Below are 22,782 nucleotides of genomic sequence, written 5' to 3'. Positions count from 1 at the left end.
CTCAGCCTATCAAAACTTAATTAAAACTACTCATTTTCTACATTTAAAAACTTGAGTTTTAATCACTCGCAATTTCTGCGTCATGCCCAATTACTTAAAGCTTATGGCTTTTATGAGGCAAAATGCCACAAATGTTCTATACAGCGCTTCATTTGTAATATAGGTAACCTAGTAATTTCACGACTTTTATCATATTCATAGTCAATACAATTGACTAGTTATTTTATAGATTTCTCTGTTTAACCATTTTAATTTAATGATATGTTTAAAACTGTTGTGTTATTTTTTGTAATCCTGTTGTTTTTGTTCGGTTTTGGAAAAATTAAGGAAAGTGCATTTCAAACCGAAGACGATGCTGACAGTCTCAAAAAAGTTTACAAGAAAGAGTTTTATATAGGAGCAGCTATTAATGACAAGATTATTACTGGAAAAAATAAAAAAGCTCTTGAAGTTTTAAAGAGAGAATTCAATACTATTAGTCCAGAAAACGTAATGAAATGGGAAGAGGTTCATCCGTCTCCAGACACGTTTTATTTTGAAATGGCAGACAAGTATGTGGCTCTTGGTAAAGAAAATAACATGTTCGTTATTGGTCATACACTTTTATGGCATAGCCAGATAGGGCCATGGATGAATACCGTAAATGATAGTGCTACCATGGCAAATTATATCCGTGATCATATTACGACAGTAGCAAGTAGGTATAGTGGTAAAATTGATGGTTGGGATGTGGTAAACGAGGCTTTAAATGAAGATGGTTCGCTAAGGGAATCTGTCTTTTTAAAGGTGATGGGAGAGAGGTATTTAGAAGTTGCATTTAAGCTTGCAGAAAAAGCAGACCCATCTGCAGAGTTATATTATAACGATTATAATATGTGGAAACCCAAAAAGCGGGAAGGGGCTATACGGCTTATAGAAAATCTTCAAAAAAGCGGAGCTAAGATTAACGGAGTAGGTATGCAGGCACATTGGGGTTTGACAGAACCTTCATTGGAAGAAGTAGAGAATAGTATTGTGGCCTATGCAAAACTGGGTTTAAAGGTTTCCATTACAGAATTGGATGTTACCGTTTTACCAAACCCTTGGGGATTGGAGGGCGCAGAAATTGGTCAAAACTATGAGGAGAGCGAAGAAATGAATCCGTACCCAAATGCTTTGCCAGATTCTGTAGAAGTGCAGTTAGCCCAGCGTTACAAGGATATTTTTAAACTCTTTTTAAAACACAGTGATAAGATTGATAGGGTTACTTTCTGGGGTGTGAATGACCAAAGTTCATGGCTTAACAATTGGCCAATTACTAATAGAACTAATTACCCTTTACTTTTTGATAGAAAATTTGAAGCGAAAAAAGCATATCAGGCGGTAATGGAACTTAAAACAGATTCAACCAACCAACAGTAATTCTTATGAATCTAGAATCTCAAAAATTATCTGTCAAGGAGAAAATCGGTTACAGCCTAGGTGATTTAGCGGCTAACTTGGTCTTTCAGACTTTAATGACTTATCTGGCCTATTTCTATACAGATATTTATGGTCTGGAAACTAGCCATGCATCGGCCATTATACTAACGGTTGGTCTTATTGCGGCATTCGGTTTCAACCCTATCATAGGTGCTCTTGCGGATCGTACGACTTCTAAATGGGGTAAGTTTAGACCTTGGATTTTATTTACGGCGGTTCCTCTGGGTGTTGTAGCTCTTTTGGCTTTCAGCACACCTGATTTTAATTATAAGGGCAAGGTTATTTATGCGGTGGTTACGTATACATTTTTACTGCTTTTATATGCGGCTAATAATTTGCCGTACTCTGCATTAAGTGGCGTAATTACAGGCGATATGGGCGAAAGGAATAGCCTGTCCGCCTATCGCTTCGTAGGTGTGATGTTCGCACAGTTTTTTGTGCAGGTATTTATGCTGCCTATAATTGAATCTGCAGGTAATGGAGATAAAGCTGTGGGTATAGAGGTTGTTATGACTTGGTTGGCTATTATTGGCACGGTCATGCTCATTATTACTTTTTTAACTACTAAAGAACGTATTGTTCCTACTGCGGAGCAGAAATCTACCTTAAAAGAAGATTTGGGAGATTTATTCGGTAATAGACCATGGATTATAATGTTGGTGCTTACCACGCTCGTATTTGTGACCTTGGCAATGAAAGGCGGGTCTTATGTGTATTACTTTGAGAACTATGTGGATAAAGAAAGTTTAACGATTTTTATACAACCTATTTTAGATGCTCTAGCATCTATTGGGGTCAATTTTTTTGGTGAGAATCCGGTTTCTGCGGGTTTTGGACTTTTTAATGCCGGTGGTATTATTTTTATGATTTTTGGTATTACGCTATCAAAAAGATTTGCCGATAAATATGGAAAGCGAGATGTCTTTATGGTAGCGCTTTTTATATCAACGCTTTTTATTATTTTTTTTTACTTCTTTTTACCAACTTCGGTCGGGCTTATTTTTACCTCACAGATTTTTCATGGCTTCTTTTATGGGTTGACCATACCCTTATTATGGGCTATGATTGCAGACGTAGCAGATTTCTCGGAATGGAAGAATAATAGAAGAGCCACAGCCATAATTTTCTCTGCTATGATGGTGGGATTAAAAGGAGGCTTAAGTATTGGGAGCTCATTGGTTACTGGTATTTTAGGAGCGTATGGTTATATTTCAAAAGAAGCCATGGTTGCGGGAGAAGCTATTGTGCAACCAGAAAGTGCAGTTCTAGGAACAAAAATGCTAGTTAGTATTTACCCTGCAATTCCGTTTTTATTGGGAATTGCTTTGCTATTTTTATATGAGATAAATAAAAAGATGGAAACTCAGATAGAGGTAGATTTAAAGAAACGAAGACTAAAATAAATAACGCATAACATAATACGTATTTCAGATGCCAGAAGAATCTATAGAAAATATCGATTTTGATAAGTTAAACGAAACAGCTATTTCCCAGCCGTTGGTAAAGAATATATACACTGCAGATCCCTCCGCTCATGTTTTCAATGGAAAAATATATATCTACCCATCCCATGACATAGAAGCAGGAATTCCTTTTGATGATTTAGGAAGTCATTTTGCCATGGAGGATTATCATGTGATTTCTATGGATGGAATACATAGTGAAGCGGTTGATAACGGAGTAGCGCTTCATGTTGATGATGTGCCGTGGGCAGAAAAACAAATGTGGGCACCAGATGCAGCACATAAAGATGGCAAATACTATTTATATTTTCCCGCACGAGGATATGACGGAATTTTTAAAATAGGCGTAGCTGTAGGTGATACTCCAGAAGGGCCTTTTACGGCTCAGCCGGAAGCTATAGAAGGAAGTTACTCTATAGATCCTGCAGTTTTTGAGGATGAAGACGGTAGTTATTACATGTATTTTGGTGGAATTTGGGGCGGACAACTTCAAAAATATCGTAATAATACATACGATAAAAGCAATGAAATGCCAGAACCAGAAGAAGTGGCGCTATTACCAATTGTAGCCAAATTAACGGACGATATGCTAGAGTTTGCAGAAGAGCCAAAAGAGGTGCAAATTTTAGATGCAGATGGGAAATTACTTTTAGAGGCCGATAATGATAGACGTTTCTTTGAAGCTTCTTGGATACATAAATACGATGGTAAATATTACTTTTCCTATTCTACGGGAGACACCCATTTTATCTGCTATGCGATAGGAGATAACCCATACGGACCATTTACCTATACTGGACGTATATTGAATCCTGTTGTAGGTTGGACCTCTCATCATTCCATTTGTGAGGTAGAAGGTAAGTGGTATTTATTCTATCATGATTCTAGCCTATCTAAAGGCGTAACTCATTTACGTTCTGTGAAGGTTGCAGAAATTACCTATAATCCAGATGGTAGCATAGTGACTTTAGACCCTTATACACAAGAGTAAATTGAATATTAAAATGAGAAAAAGGGACTATTGTAATGATAGTCCCTTTTTCTTTTCTTATTTCTTTTTCAATTCAATGAATTGAAGATAGTCATTGTTTTTTGCAGCGATGATATAAGGCTGCGAGTTTAATTGTATGCTAGACATATTCTTCACATCACCAGAGACAAAAAAACCACTATCTGATGCGGGAATAGCCGTAAACTCTCCTTTACCATTTCCTTCTAAAAATAATCCATGACCGGCATCGTTACGTGGTGTTTCAACTTCAGAAGCATAAAGGTTTCCTGCTACAAGGATATCCAGATTGCCATCTAGGTTATAATCATCTATTAGTATCTCATTAATGCTAGAAGTTTGGGCTAAAACCGGAAGCTCATGAACTATGAATTTTCCATCCCTATTTTCTAAATAGATACTGGCAAAAGATTTCACTTGATAGTGAAGTGCGGACTCCAGAGATTTTTCGGTGTATACATCCTCTAAAGTAGCTTCTGCAAAACTCTCGTAATCCTGAAACTTTTGTTTTATGGCAGGAATCTGCTGCGATGAACAGCCCCGGCCACGAACCGGATATTGCTTGCCGTCATTGTAATAACTTAGTACAATGTCTTGGTTGTTATCTTTGTCAAAATCACTTACGAAAATATCAAAAGTTTCTTCTTCGGTAGCTTTGTATTTGTAGTTTTGACCGTTGTTACCAACAATATAATCCATATCGCCATCATTGTCAAAATCCCCCTGTTGTACGCTCCACCACCAACCAGTGGTATCTTTTGTTAACCCCAAAGATTCAGAAACTTCTTCAAACCCTGTTTTGGTATTATGGAACATACGTATGGGCATCCATTCTCCAACAATCATAACATCCTGTCTGCCATCATTGTCATAATCTGTAATTACGGCACTGGTAGCCATCCCAAGATTTTGAAATTCTTTGGGTTGTATTTCTTCAAAGATTTCAAAACTAACCTTTCCGTTACTACTCGTATTTTTTAAAATGTAGCTCGTAGCAGGGCTGGGATAATTTTTTGGAATCTGTCTACCTAATACCAAAAGGTCAGGTTTACCATCACCATTAAAATCGGATTGATAGACCTTGGAGCCGCTTATTTTTAAATCAGGTAAAGCAGTAGCGTTTGCTTTAGTAAAATTTCCTTGACCATCATTTAGGTATAATCGGTCTTGGAGAGCTTCGGAATTATTTGAAAATTCATACCCACCGCTTACTACGTACAGGTCATTATCTCCATCACCATCGGCATCAAAAATTAAAGAACCGGAATCTTCACTTTTAATATCGTCCTCTAAAAAGGTAGAAGGGTGTTTTTGAAACCCGGTTGAAGTTTGCATAAATAGACTACCTATATTACCGGAAGAACCTCCAATAAAATAATCTTCTAAACTATCGTTATTAAGGTCTCCAACCGCTAAAGTTGGACCAAAAGATGACATTTTATGTGGAAGTAAGACTTGGTCCTCAAAATCATCGTACTCGTTTTCGGTATGTTTGTAAGCAGGAAATTTTGAAGTTTTATCTGTGGCGAATATTTTGGATTTATTGATGTTTTCATCGGTGTTTACAATAGCATTGTTAAAATCTAGAGTCAATGCTTGATTAGCCTCAACGGTATTTAATTTTTGGATTTTACCATTAGGCCATACTACTTTTAGCTCGTCTACTTTTGATGCATCTCCCAATCCAAAATGAAGCATAGGAGCAACGGAAGATTGAAACCCTCTCGAAAGCGTCAATTCTTGCATTTGGGTTTTCCCGTCAACGGTAACATAAACGCGAGACCCAAGACCAAACTGGTTACTCTGATTACCTTTGAATTTTATCTGAATATAATTATTGGTTTCTGAAGCATTGTTTTTAAAGATTGAAGCTTCATCATCTATATTATTGGTAATAAGTTCTAGATCACCATCATTATCAAGATCGGCATAAGCTACGCCATTGGAAAAACCTTTGAATTCAATGCCCCAATCTTTGTTGGCTCTTTTAAATTCTAGATTTCCCATATTTTTGAAAATGAAATTATCAATTTTCTCCGATGGTATTTTTTGACTTAACTCTAATAGCGTATCGCTTTTTATTTTGATAGATTTCAGCTTATTGAAATAATCATTATTGTTGATTTCACGACGCGTACCGTTCGAAACAAAAAGGTCTTTGTAACCATCATTATCAAAATCTGCAAAAAGAGGACCCCAGCTCCAATCAGTTGAAGAAGTGCCGGTTATTCTGGAAACATTAGAAAAATGTGGAATACCATCTTCAAAAACTCCCGAGTTAACCTGCATACAGTTATGCATGTATTGGTAATGGAACCCGGCATTGACTACATCCCAAAAAAGTTCAGGATTCATGCTGGCCATATTGGCTTTCTTTCGTCGGTTTGATTTGGCATCCATATCTACCTGAAAAATATCTAGGTTGCCATCATCATTAAAATCGGCTATATCTGCACCCATACCATAAAATGCGGTTTGCGATGTGGCTTGTTTTACAACCTCTTTAAATGTGCCATCTTGGTTATTGGTGTACATAAAATCAGGAGAATTAAAATCATTGGAAACATAAAGGTCGGGCCAAGAGTCATTATTAAGATCGCCTGCCGTGGCACTTAGTGAAAGTCCGTAAGCCTTTAAGCCAGAAGCTTCGGTAACATCTGTAAACGTATTTCCGTTATTTTGGTACAAATGCCCAGACTCATGGTCTTTGACATTTGCCATTTTAAAAACATAGGCAAAAGTGGGAGAATCAAATTGAGTAGGAGGGTAGTTGGCTACAAATAAGTCTAGGTCACCATCTTTATCATAATCAAAAAAAGTAGCTTGCACACTATTTCCAATGTCATTTAGGCCATATTCTGCAGCCTTTTCGGAAAAGGTTTCATCTCCATTATTTATATATAGTTCATTGTCTTTTATGCCAAATTTGCCACCTACAGAGCAATAAATATCTAAAAGACCATCTGCATTTACATCGGCCATGGTTACACCAGTATACCAGCGGTCATCTCCAGAAATACCTGCATTTTCTGTAATATCTTCAAACTGCAGGTTGCCTTTATTTAGATAGAGTTTATTGGAAACTTGGTTACCGGTAAAAAAAAGATCTATTAAGCCGTCATTATTGATGTCGCCACTAGCCACACCACCGCCCATATAGAGATAGGAATAGGTGAAATAATTTAAGGAATCATTTTCGGTAAGGGTATTGTTGAAATTAACGCCCGTTTGGTCAGATTTTAAGCCAGTAAATATCTTACTATCCGTTTTGGTTTGTTCTTGGGTACAACTAACCAAGAGAAAAATTAAAAACGAGTATACTAAGGTTTTACTGTAAATATTTATATCCATTTGTTCGTGTTCAAAATTTTAAGATATAGTTTTTTTTAAAATAGAATAGAAACAAAAAACAGTGTGTCGACCAAAACACACTGTTTTAAAATTACTAACTCAAAACTAACTAAAATTAAGCGTTTTAATACCCTGCATTCTGGTCAGCTGCAGAGATGTTTATGTTTGCATCTATTTCAGGTTGAGGTATTGGTAAAAGCTCATGTTTACCAGCTTGAAATTGGGTGTTGGCTAATTCTGTACTAGCAATTCCCCATCGGATAATATCATTAAATCTGGTTTGCTCTCCTGCCAATTCCACTTTACGTTCGTGCACTAAAGCTTCAAATACTTCAGCTTGTGATAAGCCTGTAGCCAATGGAGCTAACGTAGCCCTTTCGCGGACTTCGTTAATATAGCCTACAGCAACATCTTGGTCGCCACCTGGTCTCATGCTCTCGCACTCCGCCATCATTAACAATACATCTGCATATCTCAAATACTTAAAGTTGATACCTGAAGTTTGATCTTCGTTCGCATCTTTGTAGTAGTTGTTGTACTTAGCCCATCCTGCATTACCACCGCCGTTACTAGGAAAAGCATCTACAGTTAATGAGCCATCAGGCCCAAAAGTATCACCGTTTACATAGAAAGATTGCTCAAAACGAATGTCTCCAATTTCATACTCTTCTAATAAGTCATCTGAAGGAAAAACATTGAACCAATCATTAAAACCATATTCTTGACCTCTAAAGGTAGCCTCGTTAGGACCTTGACCGCTACGATCAGAATTCCATTGTGCACTGGTACCAAAATCATCATTGTATTCAATTTCAAAGATAGACTCATCACCATGTTCAGTTTCTTCCATGAAATTGTCAAAGTAATTGTCTTCTAAGCTATAACCGTTTAAAGCGGAGAATTGGGTTAAAGCATCATCATATTGCTCCAAGAATAAATGAACCTTACCCAACAAAGCTTGTGCAGCTCCTTTAGTGGCACGTCCGTTCTCTTCATCGCCTTTTGATTTTAAAGTAGGTATAGCCTCTTGTAAGTCTTTAATGATTTGCGCATATATTTCAGAGCTAGGACTTTTACCAGGACCAGTGCCATCATCAGGTGGTAAGGTGGTAACAAGAGGGGCATCACCATATCTGGTTACGATAAAGAAATGAAATAAAGCACGCAAGAATTTAGCCTCACCAATTGCCTTTTTCTTTAAGTCGTCGCTCATCTGAGAAGGTAAAATTTCATTAATTTTGGTCTCATTTTCTATAACGAAATTTGCTTTATTAATGCCTCTGTAGCAACTTTCCCAATAGGCTCCTATAGCACCATGGCTGGAGTCGAACGAGAAATCTAAATATTGACGTTTATCTGCTTCTAACTGGTTGTTCCCCCCATTTTCGTGGGCCATATTATCCATCATAAAAAACATATGACGGCTATATAGACCTCTGGTTTGTAGGTTGGAGTATACGGCATTTACGGCAGACTGAACCTGAGTTTGGTTCGCAAAGAAAGTGTCTGGCGAAAGCTCGTTTGGATTCGTTAATTCTAATGAGTCTTCATTACACGAGAGCGCAAGGCCGATCGTTGCTAAGACCGTTACTAGTATTTTTGTTTTTTTCATAATCTTTTTTTTTAAAATGATAGTTGTACTCCAAGTAATACTGATTTAGGCTGTGGATAGTTTCCTCTATCGATTCCTAATTCGTATTGGCTGTTTCCACCATTGTTTGTCAAAGGGTTTCCTATTTCTGGATCTAAACCAGAATAGTCACTAATAGTAATCAAGTTCTGACCACTGATATATATTCTACATTTGGAGAAATATTCCTCTAAAGCTGGATTATCCAATGTATATCCCAATGTTATATTCTTAAGTCTAGCATATGAACCATCTTCTACAAAACGATCTGAAATAGAGTTAAAATTCTGATCATTTCCTCCTGCTGCAGGTACGCTGTTGGAAGTTCCTGGACCTGTCCATCTATTCAACACATTCGTTCCTGCGTTAAATAATCTAGGCATGCCTTCTAAGTCATAAATGTTAGTATTGTAAACATCAACACCAGATACACCAGATATAAATAGATTAAGATCTAACTGCTTGTAGTTTGCGTTTAAATTTAGACCGTATGTGAAGTCTGGATATGGATTTCCGATTTTTACTCGATCATCTGCGTTAATTTGGCCATCTCCATTTTGGTCCACAAATCTTATATCTCCAGGGTTTACAGGAAATACCCCGTCAACAGCTGTTTGAGTTAGATTAGCATCTACTTCGGCTCGTGTTTGGTATATACCATCTGTTTCATATCCGAAGAAAAAGAACAAAGGCTCGCCTACTTCAATTCTAGAAATATTCTGTGATTCAAACGTACCACCAGAAAGTGATTCGTTTGACCCTAAAGATTTCACTTCATTGCTTGAGGTACCAAGGTTAAGGTTGGCCGACCATGTGAAATCTCCATCATAATCATTATAACCAAGACTAAATTCAACACCGCTGGTTTCAACAGAACCTACATTTTCTGTTACAGAACCTGAGTTAATACCTAGTGAGCCGGCCAATGGGCGACTCATTAATAGGTCATCACTTGTATTATTGAAATATTCAACGGCACCCGTCAATTTCCCATCAAAAAGCCCAAAGTCCAATCCAATATTTTTCATGGTGGTTTCTTCCCATTTTAAATCTGCGTTGGCAAGGCCTCCAGGTGTAGTACCGGTAGCGAGAACGTCTCCAAATGGATAGAAGAACTCGGAAAGCAACGTAGAACTGTATTGGTAATCACCAATTCTATCATTTCCTGTAATACCCCAGCTACCTCTTAGTTTTAGCGTGTTAAATGCGGTATCTGTTAGAAAGCTTTCTTTCGCAATATTCCATCCTAATGCAACAGAAGGGAAAGTACCCCATCGATTGTTTTCTCCAAAGCGTGAAGAAGCATCTCTACGAATAGAAGCAGCAAAAATATACTTTTGATCAAAGTTATAATTTAGTCTGCCCAAATAGCCAATACGGTTGTATTCAAAAGTCTGAGACTGTAAAAACGATTTTTCATTTGATACTTGATTTAAATCGTCTGTAATGGGGTTTTCACTATTACTATTTAAAAGGTCGTTTTTAGTTTCTTGTTTTTCTGCAAGAACCAATAAATCAAAATTATGCTTATCACTTAAGGTGAATGAATAATTTAGACTGTTAGTAATTGTTATAGACTTCCTTATGCTAGAATTTTTTGTAATTGTAGCAAAGGTTGAACTGTGCGTAGCTCCTTCACTATCATCGTTATACGAGGGTACAAAAATATCGGTATTAGAATTTCTATAATCTAGACCAACCTGGCTTTTAAACTTCAGCCCATCAATGATTTCAAATTCACCAAAAACACTTCCAATAATTGATGAAGATTTATTGACTTGTTCGCCAAGGGTTTGAACTCTAATTGGATTTTCGGCATCTTGACCATCTAAGGCACTGTTTGGCCCTTGAAATCCTTGTAAGTTGTTAGGATTATATATTGGTAAATATGGAGCGGCTTTAATAGCATGCTCTAATAAAGAACGGTCGCCCAGGTTTCTTTCTGGATTTTGCGTTTGGAACGAAACTGCCATAGTTTCACCAAAATTGAATTTACCTACAGTAAAGTTGCTGTTAGCTCTAAATGAAAATCTTTCAAATCCGGTTTCTATTATAGCACCTTCTTGGTCCATATACCCGGCAGAAAATCTAAAATTATTGTTTTCGCCACCACCCGATAGAGCAAAATCCACTTTTTGCATAATACCTGTTCTAAAGAGAGCATCTTGAAAATCTGTAGTATTACTGTTGGATTGTGAAAGAGGAGAAGTTGGTGTAACACCAAATGCATCTTGAGCATACTGTAAATATTGCTGCGTATCTAATAAATCATACCGTTGGTTTGAATAATTAACACCTGTATAGGCATCAAGATTAATAATTGTCTTACCTGATCTATTTCCTTTTTTTGTAGTAACCATTACAACACCATTAGACCCTAAAGAACCATAAATGGCAGTTGTAGAAGCATCTTTTAGTATGTTTATGGATTCGATATCATTAGGATTTAAATCTCCTAAACCACCAGCAATGATACCATCAATAACATATAATGGGTCATTGTTGTTCATAGTACCTAGGCCACGAATACGGACTACTGGTGCACTACCTGGAGAACCAGTGTTCAAAACTGTTACACCAGCAGCTCTACCTTGTAAGGCCTGATCTGCACTAGCCACAGGTAATGCAGCTAATTCTTTGGAGCCTACTGTGGCTATTGCACCAGTTACTTCTGCACGCGACTGCGTACCGTAACCAACTACAACCACTTCATCTAAAGCTTCTGCGTCTTCTTGTAGACTAACATTTATAGAAGTTTGACTTCCTACCACGATAGTTTGAGTGGTCATCCCTATATAAGAGATCACTAACTTATCGGTAGAATTCACGTTAGAAAGGGCGTAATTACCATCAAAATCTGTAGTTGTACCATTAGTTGTACCTGCTACTATTATTGTAGCACCTGGCAAGGGAGTGCCGCTATCATCAGAAACTACACCACTTATTGTGGAAGTCTGTGAATAGGCAAACTGCCCGATCATTACAAGACATGCAATGACCGCATGTTTAAGTTTAATCATAATCTTTGAGTTTAGTTGGTTAATTATTAGATTACTGGCCTAGTGAAGACCCGACTCTAGCAAATGTATATGAAGGGCTGCATGAGCAATAGAAGATTTGATGCATATACTGAAAATTATGTTGCATTACCCCGTAAGTCTCAATATATTGAGGGTAAAACAATGAATTTGATATTTTTAAACTGTGAAATTTATCAATATAACATATGTGTTGTATGGGGTTAATATGAGGTAGAAAACCATATGTCACTCCAATTATTTGCTTTGAGTAATACAATTGTTGATTTCTTTTTGGTTATTCTAAGATTACAAGAGTAGAGTGATGGGATTTATGCTGTAATAAGAACGTTTTAGTTTAAACTTAGAACGCTTGGTATTTCATAACTAAGTATTAGAACAAGCAGGAGGAAAGAGATAGCAGATCTTTAAGGAGGGATAGTTAATGAATTAGGGGCATAAAAAAAGCCCGATATATACCGGGCTTTTTATTATCAATATGTAATGCTTCAGTTTATGCAACTTCAACTTCTGGGTTTTCTTTTCTTTTTTTCATCCAAAAATAAAGCAGAGTAAAGAGTACGATTAGAATACCAGGAAATATGGTCATGGTTAATAAGGTTGCTTGCCCAGATACTAAATCTAATTCATCGCCAGTAAAACCTTCTGCGGCAGCTTTTGCTTTATCAGCATCAATCCAACCACCAATAATAGGTTGAAATATAGAGCTGGAGAACATGCCCACAGCACCAACAATAGAAAGCCCTAGAGCACCACTTTTTGGAATTTTATCTGCAACAAAACCAATCATATTAGGCCAGAAATAAGCGACACCTAAGGCAAAGAAGATAGCAGCAACATAAGCCATGGCTCCTGTTTGTGTACTGAACAAGTAGATACCTAATGTGGCAAGAACGGCTGAACCTAAAAGAACGCCTGTTTGGTTAAATCTTTTTACCATATTACCACCAAAGAATCTTGCTACAGCCATTAAACCAGCTGTTAACGCTAGAATGATCATGGGGTTAGCTCCACTTTTAGATAGGATAAGACCTACCCATTGGTTTGGACCAAATTCTGAAATAGCGGTCAATGCCATACAAACAAGCATAAATATGAAAAGAGGAGAAAGCATTGCCTTGAAATTTCCACCAATGGTGGCAGCTTCTTCTACTTTAGCTTTAGGCCATGATTGTCCAAAGAACAAATAGGCATAGACAAGAGTTGGTATAAGAATTAACCAAATTTGACTCTCCCAGCTAAATGATAAATCGGTCATAAAACCTGAGACAAGACTACCTATGGCAATACCACCGGGAAACCACATATGGAAACGGTTCAACATTGTACTCATCCTGTTTCCTTGATATGCATCTGCAATCATAGGATTACACGCAGCTTCTGTACAGCCGTTACCTAGGCCAATCAAAAGAGTTGAGATAAGAAGACCAATGTAACTACCAGAATATATAGTTAAAATAATACCTGTAGCATGCGCAAAGAAAGCGAATTGCATAATTGCTTTTCCACCCACCTTATGGTAAATTAATCCACCTACAACCATAGATAAAGGAAATCCTAAAAACCACATTGAGTTTATAAAACCTAGTTGTTCACCACTTAAACTAAGTTCTTCTCCTAATTGAGGTAGAATACCCGCCCTGATACTAAAAGAGAAAGCGGTAGTAATTAACGCAAAGCAACTTGCGTAAAAAAGTCTGTTGGCGTTTGAGGCCATTTCAGTTGTTTTTGTTTCCATAAAATATTGGTTTGTTGTTTAAGCAGAAATTCGTAAAAGTAAATTATAATAAATGTTTATTGCGAAAATCGAAACGAAAGATAAATCAAAAATATGTAATTGATAAAAAAAAAGAGATTTTAACAACTGGGTTTATTGTACGTCAGGCTTGTAAATTGGGCAGTAAATTTCATTTTTAGGCAAATAATGTGTTATTTGGACACTTATATAAGAAGAGTGTACTATCTTCAAAGTGCCAACAGCCAGGGAATTAACTTTGAAAAAAGTAAAAGTCTATTTGATTTGGCTATCATCAAATGAAGGCAAAGATATTAGGTAGGTTTAAGAAACGAGAGTTAGAAAACTAACAATATTCCATTTTTTGATAATATAAGCTTAGAAAAACGCAATATTATGGTAAATAAATTGCGGCATTATTTTTATATTCACATTTACCTTATTGATAGCATATGTACCAGAATTAATATCAGAAATATTGAGAAAATGAAAGAAGACAAGACCAGAACCAGTATGATCAAAAAATCAAGAAGAGATTTTGTAAGGAACACTGCATTATTTACCGGTGGAGCTATGTTGTTGCCTAACCTGCATATGAGCGGTATGGCGAATGTATTAGGAAATAAAAAATTAAAGTTGGCACTGGTTGGCTGTGGTGGCCGTGGTACGGGTGCAGCGGTACAAGCTTTAACTGCAGATGATAATGTAGAGCTTGTTGCTATGGCAGATGCTTTTGAAGACCGCCTAAAAGGTAGTCTTGCGAACATCTCTAAAGCAATGGGCGAAACCAAAAAAATTAAAGTAAAGGAGAAAAACCAATTTGTTGGTTTTGATGCGGCTACTAAGGCAATGGATTTGGCAGATGTGGTTATTTTGGCAACACCTCCTGGTTTTCGTCCCCAACATTTTGAGTATGCTGTAAACAATGGTAAACATGTGTTTATGGAGAAGCCGGTAGCAACAGATGTACCCGGTGTTCGTAAGGTATTAGCGGCCGCAAAAAAAGCAAAAGAAGATAAACTAAATGTAGTAGTTGGTCTTCAGAGACATTATCAAGATAGTTATTTGGCAGCTATTGATCAAATTAAAAAGGACTCTATTGGTAAGATTGTTTCTGGACAAGTATATTGGAACAGTGGTGGAGTTTGGGTTCGTGAGCGTCAACCGCAACAGAGCGAACTTGAATACCAAATGCGTAATTGGTATTATTTTAACTGGTTATGTGGCGATCATATTTTAGAACAACATATTCATAATATTGATGTAGCCAACTGGTTTGTTGGAGAATACCCTATTTCCGCACAAGGTATGGGTGGTAGGCAAGTTCGAAAAGGAAAAGACCATGGTGAAATTTTTGACCATCATTTTGTAGAGTACACCTATCCAAGTGGAGCTGTAATAGCAAGTCAGTGTCGTCATCAACCGGAAACTATGAGTAAGGTCTCAGAGTTTTTTCAAGGTACAAAAGGTACAGTCTACACTAAAGGAGATAATGCCACATTGACGGATTATAACGGAAACTCCATATTTGAACATAGAGGCAAAGAAGATCCAAACCCGTATCAAGTTGAACATATAAAACTTTTTGAATCTATTAGAAACGGCGGTGTTATTGCCGATGCGGAAAATGGGGCTAAAAGTACAATGAGTGCTATCATAGGTAGAATGGCTACCTATTCTGGTAAGGTTATTAAATGGGACGAGGCTATGCAGTCTAATATTGATTTAGCGCCCGATGAATTAACTTGGGATTCTCCAGCTCCGGTTCAGCCAAATGCAGATGGTACATATAACATACCAAAACCTGGTGAAACCGTTGTGATTTAATTTATGAACTTCGAAAAATAACAGTGTCCCCGTGATTTACGGGGACATTTTTTTGTTTCAGTTTTAAAAGAAACAGACGGTTTTTAAATTTAACGGTTAACCAAAAAATAGGGTTAACTTTGTTTTCCATTTTTCAAATATGATTATGCACAATACGATTAAAATTTTTGCTTCTTTTGCAGTTCTTTGTTTCTCTATAGGATGTAAAGAAGATACATCTAAAAAGGCAGAAGTAGTTGAAGCTACTGAAAAAATAGGGGCTTCCAAAACCATAGAAATAGATACAACGGTCATTAAAGAAATGCCCGAAGATGTTGCTACGCCTAAAGGAATGGTTTGGATTCCTGGCGCTGTTTTTTCTCAAGGAGCGGTTCCACAAGATAAAGGGGCCATGGAGCATGAGAAGCCTGCACATAAAGTAGCGGTAGATGGTTTTTTTATGGATATCACGGAGGTTACTAATGACGACTTTAAAAAATTCGTAAAAGAAACAGGCTATGAAACCGTAGCAGAACGCGAAATTGATTGGGAAGAAATGAAAAAACAACTTCCTGAAGGCACTCCAAAGCCACATGATAGTATTATGCAACCAGGTTCTTTAACCTTTAAACAGGCTAAAAGTGCCGTACCTAATCTTTATGATTTTTCACAATGGTGGAGTTGGACCATAGGTGCTGATTGGCAACACCCCAATGGACCTAAAAGTTCTATTAAAGGTAAAGGAAACTACCCTGTTGTGCACATTGCTTATGAAGATGCTTTGGCGTATTGCGAATGGGCCAATAGACGTTTGCCTACAGAAGCGGAATGGGAACGAGCTGCTCGTGGTACGCATTTAACAACAACATATTCCTGGGGAGACGAAGACACCAAATTATCTGAAAAGGCTAATACTTGGGAAGGTGAGTTTCCTGTAACTAATGTAGAAACAGATGGTTTTGGACTACGGGCACCGGTGAAATCATATCCGGCAAATGATTTTGGGTTATATGATATGGCCGGAAACGTTTGGGAATGGACTAACGATTGGTACAATACCAACTACTATAAAGAATTGAATACAAGGTATCCGGTGGCTAAAAACCCATTGGGAGCAGACCAAGCTTATAATGAAAGGGATCCTTACGCAAAAGAAAAAGTTATGAAAGGTGGTTCCTTTCTATGTAATGCCAGTTACTGTGCAAGTTATAGGGTTTCATCTCGTATGGCTACAAGTTTAGATTCATCATTGGAACATTTAGGTTTTAGAACCGTTGCTACGGCAGATATGGTCCGTAACTCAAAATAAACAATTTCTCTCATGCAGTTTTTAGAAAATTTTAAGCCAGAATTAGTCATATCATCTCCCGGTAGAATAAACCTTATAGGTGAACACACTGATTATAATATGGGATATGTGCTTCCAACGGCCATAGAAAAGAATATTACATTCAGTTTTAAAAAGAACGGTTCCAAAAACCAATGTAATGTATACAGTAAAACGTATGACACGGGTTTTGAATTAAATCTAGATAAGATTGCGGTAAGTAAAGTAGAGTGGGAGAATTACATTCTAGGCGTGTTGAACGAAATCTCAAAAAGAACTGATAAAGTTAGAGGTTTTGATTGTATCGTAGAAAGTAACTTGCCTACTGGTTCTGGTCTAAGCTCGTCTGCTGCCTTGGAATGTGGTTTGGCTTTTGGTCTCAATGAGATTTTTGAATTGGGACTTTCTAAAATAGAAATGGTTCAGCTTTCACAGACTGCAGAACATACCTACGTGGGAACACAATGTGGTATTATGGATCAATTTGCTTCGGTCATGAGCGAAGCCGGAAATGTTATTCTGTTAGACTGTCGTTCTTTGGAGTACAAGCATATTCCTATAGATTTACATCCATATAAAATAATACTTCTTAATACAAAAGTTTCTCATAATCTAGCTTCTAGTGAGTACAATACCCGGAAAGAAGAATGTGAACAGGGAGTTGCTATTATTCAGAAAAAGTACCCTAATGTAAAATCTTTAAGGGACGTTAATGAAGAAATACTTCTTGCGTCAAAAAAGGATATGAGTCCTATAGTTTACAATAGATGTTCTTTTATCGTTAAGGAAAACGATAGGGTATTGGAAATGGTTGAGGCATTAAAACAAAACAACCTTAAAGAGGTTGGTCAGATTCTTTATAAGGCCCACGATGGTATTAGTAAGGAGTATGAGGTAAGTTGTCCTGAATCAGATTTCTTGGTAGACTTCTCTAAAGATAATGCTCAAGTATTAGGTGCTAGACAGACCGGTGGTGGTTTTGGAGGATGTACACTGAATATTGTTCACGAAAGCGCTGTTGGAGATTTTGTAAGTGCTGCTACAAAAGCATATAAAGATAAGTTTGATATTACACTTGAAGCATTTGAAGTGCGGCCAAGTGGTGGTACATCGATCATATAATTAAAAAAGGCCAATCGTAAGATTGGCCTTTTGTTTTTTATGAAATAGGCTATTAAGCCTCTGAATTCATTAAGGCATCTTCTAGCGCTAGTTTCTTATGTCTACTTAACGGAATTGAATGTCCGCATACTTCAACTTGGGATCCGTTAAATTTATCAACCCTGTCTAGGTTTATTATATAGGATTTATGTACTCTTAGGAATCTATCTTCAGGTAGCTTTTCCGCAAAGGACTTCATGGTAGAAAGAATCAGAACATTTTTCTCGTCCGTAACTACTTTAATATAATCACCAAGACCTTCAATCCATTTTATTTGACCAAGAGGTAATTTTACCTTTTTGAGTTTGCTGTTCACAAAGATATAATCGTCTTCGTTTTCTTCAACTTCAATATTGTTTTGTAGTGCTTTTTTAATAGCGGTATTAAAACGGTTTTGACGTATAGGTTTTAGAAGATAATCGGTTACATCATAGTCAAAAGCCTGCATGGCATATTCTTCTTTTGCAGAAATTAGAATAATTTGAGGTCGACTTTTTAGAGAGTCTAGAAATTGAAAACCATTTATCAAAGGCATTTCTATATCAAGAAAAACGAGGTCTACATCGCTTTCCTCCATATGCTTTTGCGCTTCTACGGCATTCTTGTAATCAGCAACGAAACGAAGATTAATATGGTTTTTGATAAGTTTGGCGACTGCAGTACGTTGCGTCTTAGAGTCGTCTATAACTACACACGTTAATTTTACAGAATTCATAGTAAGAGGATTGTTTAAAAAGTATGTAACTTCTTAAAGAGGTTAAATAATTATTAACTAATCACCTTCTTTTTACAGTTGTGGGGCCAGATAAAAAATAGGTTAGCTAATGCAAATATATAATTTAATATTTTACTGGCTTTTGAACACTTTTAAAATTAGGTCTGACTCTAAAAATTTACTGGTGTTAACCGTAAAACTGATAGATGTCATGTTTTTTTATTTTAGAAGGTCATAGTTTTATTAAACTAAATCAAAAGTCATGCTAAAAGTCCTTTTACCGACCGATTTTTCTGAAAATTCTAGAAATGCCATAGATTATGCTATGCATTTTTATAAGGAAATGGCGTGTACTTTTTATCTTCTTCATACCTATACGCCAACGACAATGAGGATTGACTATGTTTTGGGTTCAGCCGGACAGATAGGCCTGGGCGATAATTGGATGTCTGAAACAGAAAGTGAAATAAACGAGTTTTGTGAGGAGTTAGAACGCATAAACCACAATCCAAAACACCAGTTTATAACACGCATTGCACTAGACTCTTTAGTGGATGAGGTTTTACAGGTAACTATAAAAGAGGGTATAGATATCATTGTAATGGGTACTCAAGGAGCTACGGGAGCAAAATCTGTATTTTTAGGAACCAGAACAATGAATGTTTTAAAAGTAGCAGCATGTCCGGTACTGGTGGTTCCTAAGGGTTGCTTTTATAAAGCACCCAAAGAAGTGGCGTTGGTAACTAGTTATAAGAGAAATTTTTCTGCAGAGGTTTTAGAGCCCTTAAAGCGTATTCTTACCCGTTTTAAGTCATCTGTACACATTATGCATATAAATGAGGAAGAGCGATTAGATTTTACACAAGAGTCTAACAGAAATACGTTAGATGCTTATTTAAATGAATTTGAGTCCACATATCATTGGATGCCTAATTTTACAAGCAAGACAAAGAGTATTCAGGTGTTTCTTAAAGAATTGGATATTGATTTCTTGACGATGGTAAAATATGACCACGATTTTATAGAAGGTATAATGAGAGAACCGGTAATTAAAAAAGTCAGTTTCAGCATAGAAATACCATTTTTAGTAATCCCGGTGGAGAACTAATAGTTATGAAGTTCCTATGGCACTCATAAAAAAATCTCTTCTGCTACGGCTTAAAGTAATTTTCTTGCCTTCAACTTCTACCATGGTGTTATTGAATTTTTCAATTCTTTTTAAGTTTATGATGTACGATTTATGAATACGGACAAATTGGGAATCGGGTAATTTTTTTTCAAAATTTTTCATGGAAGAAAGCACAATGTGGTTAGATTTTTCGGTGACTAATTTTACATAATCTCCTAAAGCTTCTATCCATTTAATATCTATGTAATTTATTTTTACTTTTCTAGAATTACTTTTTACAAAAAAATGTGCTTCATCTTTATGGTTTGTAGTAAGTTTTGCATTGTAAAGTGCTTTTTTTACAGCTTTGTCAAACCTTAAAGGTAATAGAGGTTTTAGCAAATAATCTGTAACGGTATAATCAAAAGCTCTAAAGGCGTGGTTAGGTGTGCTGCTAACCAATATAATTTGTGGACTTTCTTTGAAAGTTTCAATTAGGTCAAAGCCGTTTATAAAAGGTAGTTCTACGGTCAGGAAAATAAGATCTACATTTTCATTGGCTTTATTGTTCTTGGCCTCTATTCCATTTCTATAGGTTTTTGTTAGGCTTAGATTTGGGTGCTGATGTATTAATTTTGCTAGTACCTCGCTGTGAAGAATAGAATCTTCAATAATTACACATGTCAATTTTAAATCATCCATAATACTCTAATATTTTTCAATAAGTATTTACGGGATGCGAATGCCAAGGGTTTGGTTTTTAACAATTTTTTACAGTAAAGATGAATATATAAGATTTATCTCTTTGTAAACTTCGTATTTACAGGCTATTAGAAGGTATGTAAGAATTACAAGGCAAAACGACCAATAGGAAAAACTTTTAATAACTTTTAGAAGAGCCTTTTTACAAAAAGGCTATTTTTGTTCATTAACTATTTAAAATGAGTATTTGATTATGTCTGAGAAAATAGAAAGGCTTAAAACGTTGATAATAGGATCGGGACCTGCAGGGTATACAGCTGCAATATATGCAGCTCGAGCAGATTTAAAGCCGGTTGTGTATACTGGGATGGAGCCCGGAGGGCAATTGACCACTACAACTGAGGTCGATAATTTCCCAGGCTATCCGGAAGGTATTGATGGTCCAAGCATGATGGTGCAATTGCAACAGCAAGCAGAGCGTTTTGGTACGGAAGTCCGTATTGGAATGGCAACTGCCGTTGAGTTGAGTGATACTATTGGCGGGATACACAAAGTAACTATAGACGATAATAAAACTATAGAAGCAGAAACCATAATTATTTCTACAGGTGCTACGGCAAAATATTTGAACATCCCAAGTGAACAACGTTTACGTGGTGGAGGTGTTTCCGCCTGTGCTGTTTGTGACGGATTTTTCTATAGAGGTCAGGATGTTGCCATTGTAGGTGCAGGAGATACAGCGGCGGAAGAAGCTTCTTATTTGGCCAACATTTGTAATAAGGTTACCATGTTGGTGCGTAAGGACCAAATGCGTGCGTCTAAAGCAATGCAACACCGTGTAGGAAGTATTAAGAACATTGAGGTTCGATACAATACTGAGGTAGATGAGGTTCTAGGAGAGCAAGTGGTTGAAGGTTTACGTGTAGTGCACAACCAGACTGGCGAAAAAGAAGACATTGCCATTACAGGTCTTTTTATTGCTATTGGTCATAAACCGAATACGGATATATTCAAAGGTCAATTAGATATGGACGAAACCGGATACCTTATAACCAAAGGAAAATCTACAAAAACGAACAAGCCTGGTGTTTTTGCCAGCGGAGACGCTCAAGACAAAGAATACCGCCAAGCAGTTACTGCTGCGGGTACAGGTTGTATGGCTGCTTTGGATGCTGAACGTTACTTGGCAAGTGTAGAAACTCCCCAAGAAACGGTTTAAAAAAATCTACATAGAGAATAAAAAAAAGCTGCGTTATGCAGCTTTTTTTATTTGTTCTAGTTTTATCAATCCAAACGCTTATAGTTTTCAGAATTGATTCTATTTCCTTCCTCATCAGTAAAAATTTGGCTGAAACTATTTTTATCTAGTTCCAGTTCCATATCCCATTTCATGTCTGAATTGGTAATCTTACGCATAGAGGCAGACATGTATTCCAGTTTTTCGGTAAGGGTGCTGTCTGTGGTTTCATAAGAACCATAGCCAAACCATTCAACAGAATCGTTGGGTACATAACGGGTCCACATTACTTTTCCGTTATAATACATTTTAATTTGGCGGTATCCATCTGCCGCGAGTAACGTGTCGGTAGGAATGCCATCTGCGTAATTATAATGGCTCACCAGTTCCCAAGTACCTTCAATAGTAGGGTGGTAGGCGGCTTCAGGAGCTTCATATTTGGTGGCAGAAATAAGTAAAAATGAAATACAGATAACAGTAATAATTTTTTTCATGGCCAAGTGTTTTAAGGTTGACGTATATAGTGTATAAAATCAGCCTGTCTTTAAGAAAGAAGAGGCAGTAAGGAGCCTTTGTTAATCTACGCGATGGTAATTTTCCGAAGCAATGCGTCCACCATCTTCGTCCAATGAAATTTGGGTGAACGTATTATTGTCTAATTGCAGTTCCATGCTCCATTGCATATCTTCATTAGCAATTTTACGCATGGAAGCAGACATATATTCTAATTTTTCAACTAAGGTATTGTCAGTAGCTTCGTAAGAACCATATCCAAACCATTCTACTTCTTTATTAGGTGTATAGCGCGTCCACATAACTTTTCCGTTATAGAACATTTTAATCTGGCTGTACCCCTTTACAGGCGTTAGTGTATCGGTAACGTTTTCGCCGTCATAATTATAACGGCTAGTCAATTCCCATGTTCCTTCAATTGAAGGGTGTAGTTCATTTTCAACAGCTATAGTTCCTGATGCAGAGATGAGTAGAAGCATCAATAAAGCCAATCCTAATAGTTTTTTCATAATAGTGTAGTTTAAAT

General features: G+C 36.8%; 16 protein-coding genes. 8 read left to right on the top strand and 8 right to left on the bottom strand.

What is annotated here, in order from left to right; all coding sequences use genetic code 11:
- Positions 1–261 precede the first annotated feature (261 nt).
- Genes IWB64_RS19765 through IWB64_RS19755 form a run of 3 tightly spaced genes read left to right on the top strand, consistent with a single transcriptional unit; the run spans position 262 to position 3,915 of the window.
- Entirely contained in the window at positions 262–1,401 is a 1,140-nt protein-coding gene (locus IWB64_RS19765) for an endo-1,4-beta-xylanase (RefSeq protein ID WP_194535650.1), read from the top strand.
- 5 nt (positions 1,402–1,406) lie between these two features.
- Positions 1,407–2,864 carry an MFS transporter gene (locus tag IWB64_RS19760; RefSeq protein WP_194535649.1) on the top strand — a complete coding sequence of 486 codons (1,458 nt, stop codon included), beginning with the start codon at positions 1,407–1,409 and terminating at the stop codon, positions 2,862–2,864.
- A 28-nt stretch (positions 2,865–2,892) separates the two neighbouring features.
- Entirely contained in the window at positions 2,893–3,915 is a 1,023-nt protein-coding gene (locus tag IWB64_RS19755) for a glycoside hydrolase family 43 protein (RefSeq protein WP_194535648.1), read from the top strand.
- 57 nt (positions 3,916–3,972) lie between these two features.
- Here IWB64_RS19755 and IWB64_RS19750 read toward each other — a convergent pair whose 3' ends face one another.
- The 4 genes from IWB64_RS19750 to IWB64_RS19735 all read right to left on the bottom strand — a co-directional run bounded on the left by IWB64_RS19750 (position 3,973) and on the right by IWB64_RS19735 (position 13,690).
- Positions 3,973–7,284: a VCBS repeat-containing protein gene (locus tag IWB64_RS19750; RefSeq protein WP_194535647.1), complete on the bottom strand. Its 3,312-nt coding sequence runs from the start codon at positions 7,282–7,284 to the stop codon at positions 3,973–3,975.
- Positions 7,285–7,408: 124 nt separating this feature from the next.
- Positions 7,409–8,896 carry a RagB/SusD family nutrient uptake outer membrane protein gene (locus IWB64_RS19745; RefSeq protein WP_194535646.1) on the bottom strand — a complete coding sequence of 496 codons (1,488 nt, stop codon included), beginning with the start codon at positions 8,894–8,896 and terminating at the stop codon, positions 7,409–7,411.
- 11 nt (positions 8,897–8,907) lie between these two features.
- Entirely contained in the window at positions 8,908–11,934 is a 3,027-nt protein-coding gene (locus IWB64_RS19740; RefSeq protein WP_194535645.1) for a SusC/RagA family TonB-linked outer membrane protein, read from the bottom strand.
- 511 nt (positions 11,935–12,445) lie between these two features.
- Entirely contained in the window at positions 12,446–13,690 is a 1,245-nt protein-coding gene (locus IWB64_RS19735) for an MFS transporter (protein ID WP_226975954.1), read from the bottom strand.
- A 483-nt stretch (positions 13,691–14,173) separates the two neighbouring features.
- On the opposite strand from IWB64_RS19735, the gene IWB64_RS19730 reads away from it, so the two are divergent.
- The 3 genes from IWB64_RS19730 to galK all read left to right on the top strand — a co-directional run bounded on the left by IWB64_RS19730 (position 14,174) and on the right by galK (position 17,942).
- Entirely contained in the window at positions 14,174–15,514 is a 1,341-nt protein-coding gene (locus IWB64_RS19730) for a Gfo/Idh/MocA family protein (protein ID WP_194535644.1), read from the top strand.
- Positions 15,515–15,659: 145 nt separating this feature from the next.
- Positions 15,660–16,802 (top strand): formylglycine-generating enzyme family protein, encoded by a 1,143-nt coding sequence (locus IWB64_RS19725; protein WP_226975953.1) that lies wholly within the window; start codon positions 15,660–15,662, stop codon positions 16,800–16,802.
- A 12-nt stretch (positions 16,803–16,814) separates the two neighbouring features.
- Positions 16,815–17,942 carry a galactokinase gene (gene galK, locus IWB64_RS19720; RefSeq protein ID WP_194535642.1) on the top strand — a complete coding sequence of 376 codons (1,128 nt, stop codon included), beginning with the start codon at positions 16,815–16,817 and terminating at the stop codon, positions 17,940–17,942.
- A gap of 52 nt (positions 17,943–17,994) precedes the next feature.
- Here galK and IWB64_RS19715 read toward each other — a convergent pair whose 3' ends face one another.
- Positions 17,995–18,696, bottom strand: a complete 702-nt coding sequence (locus tag IWB64_RS19715) for a LytR/AlgR family response regulator transcription factor (protein ID WP_194535641.1) — start codon at positions 18,694–18,696, stop codon at positions 17,995–17,997.
- 262 nt (positions 18,697–18,958) lie between these two features.
- On the opposite strand from IWB64_RS19715, the gene IWB64_RS19710 reads away from it, so the two are divergent.
- Complete coding sequence (locus tag IWB64_RS19710) at positions 18,959–19,804, top strand: universal stress protein (RefSeq protein ID WP_194535640.1); 846 nt, start codon at positions 18,959–18,961, stop codon at positions 19,802–19,804.
- Positions 19,805–19,807: 3 nt separating this feature from the next.
- On the opposite strand, the gene IWB64_RS19705 is transcribed toward IWB64_RS19710, so the two are convergent.
- On the bottom strand, positions 19,808–20,506 hold the full coding sequence (locus IWB64_RS19705; RefSeq protein ID WP_194535639.1) for a LytR/AlgR family response regulator transcription factor: 699 nt from the start codon (positions 20,504–20,506) through the stop codon (positions 19,808–19,810).
- A 253-nt stretch (positions 20,507–20,759) separates the two neighbouring features.
- On the opposite strand from IWB64_RS19705, the gene trxB reads away from it, so the two are divergent.
- Positions 20,760–21,725, top strand: a complete 966-nt coding sequence (gene trxB, locus IWB64_RS19700) for a thioredoxin-disulfide reductase (protein WP_194535638.1) — start codon at positions 20,760–20,762, stop codon at positions 21,723–21,725.
- A 65-nt stretch (positions 21,726–21,790) separates the two neighbouring features.
- Here trxB and IWB64_RS19695 read toward each other — a convergent pair whose 3' ends face one another.
- Entirely contained in the window at positions 21,791–22,237 is a 447-nt protein-coding gene (locus IWB64_RS19695) for a hypothetical protein (RefSeq protein WP_194535637.1), read from the bottom strand.
- A gap of 81 nt (positions 22,238–22,318) precedes the next feature.
- Complete coding sequence (locus IWB64_RS19690) at positions 22,319–22,765, bottom strand: hypothetical protein (RefSeq protein ID WP_194535636.1); 447 nt, start codon at positions 22,763–22,765, stop codon at positions 22,319–22,321.
- Between the last annotated feature and the right edge of the window lie 17 nt (positions 22,766–22,782).

Origin of the sequence: Zobellia nedashkovskayae (assembly GCF_015330125.1) — a bacterium.
Taxonomy (GTDB): domain Bacteria; phylum Bacteroidota; class Bacteroidia; order Flavobacteriales; family Flavobacteriaceae; genus Zobellia; species Zobellia nedashkovskayae.
The sequence above is the reverse complement of the archived record's forward strand: the minus strand, read 5'-3'. Positions and strand labels throughout refer to the sequence as shown.

Excerpts from the sequence above, each read along its gene's own strand:
- trxB (WP_194535638.1), top strand. The coding sequence starts at position 20,760 with ATGTCTGAGAAAATAGAAAGGCTTAAAACGTTGATAATAGGATCGGGA.
- IWB64_RS19730 (WP_194535644.1), top strand. The coding sequence starts at position 14,174 with ATGAAAGAAGACAAGACCAGAACCAGTATGATCAAAAAATCAAGAAGA.
- IWB64_RS19725 (WP_226975953.1), top strand. The coding sequence starts at position 15,660 with ATGCACAATACGATTAAAATTTTTGCTTCTTTTGCAGTTCTTTGTTTC.
- IWB64_RS19690 (WP_194535636.1), bottom strand. The coding sequence starts at position 22,765 with ATGAAAAAACTATTAGGATTGGCTTTATTGATGCTTCTACTCATCTCT.
- IWB64_RS19750 (WP_194535647.1), bottom strand. The coding sequence starts at position 7,284 with ATGGATATAAATATTTACAGTAAAACCTTAGTATACTCGTTTTTAATT.
- IWB64_RS19745 (WP_194535646.1), bottom strand. The coding sequence starts at position 8,896 with ATGAAAAAAACAAAAATACTAGTAACGGTCTTAGCAACGATCGGCCTT.
- galK (WP_194535642.1), top strand. The coding sequence starts at position 16,815 with ATGCAGTTTTTAGAAAATTTTAAGCCAGAATTAGTCATATCATCTCCC.
- IWB64_RS19735 (WP_226975954.1), bottom strand. The coding sequence starts at position 13,690 with ATGGAAACAAAAACAACTGAAATGGCCTCAAACGCCAACAGACTTTTT.
- IWB64_RS19715 (WP_194535641.1), bottom strand. The coding sequence starts at position 18,696 with ATGAATTCTGTAAAATTAACGTGTGTAGTTATAGACGACTCTAAGACG.
- IWB64_RS19760 (WP_194535649.1), top strand. The coding sequence starts at position 1,407 with ATGAATCTAGAATCTCAAAAATTATCTGTCAAGGAGAAAATCGGTTAC.
- IWB64_RS19755 (WP_194535648.1), top strand. The coding sequence starts at position 2,893 with ATGCCAGAAGAATCTATAGAAAATATCGATTTTGATAAGTTAAACGAA.
- IWB64_RS19695 (WP_194535637.1), bottom strand. The coding sequence starts at position 22,237 with ATGAAAAAAATTATTACTGTTATCTGTATTTCATTTTTACTTATTTCT.
- IWB64_RS19710 (WP_194535640.1), top strand. The coding sequence starts at position 18,959 with ATGCTAAAAGTCCTTTTACCGACCGATTTTTCTGAAAATTCTAGAAAT.
- IWB64_RS19765 (WP_194535650.1), top strand. The coding sequence starts at position 262 with ATGTTTAAAACTGTTGTGTTATTTTTTGTAATCCTGTTGTTTTTGTTC.
- IWB64_RS19705 (WP_194535639.1), bottom strand. The coding sequence starts at position 20,506 with ATGGATGATTTAAAATTGACATGTGTAATTATTGAAGATTCTATTCTT.
- IWB64_RS19740 (WP_194535645.1), bottom strand. The coding sequence starts at position 11,934 with ATGATTAAACTTAAACATGCGGTCATTGCATGTCTTGTAATGATCGGG.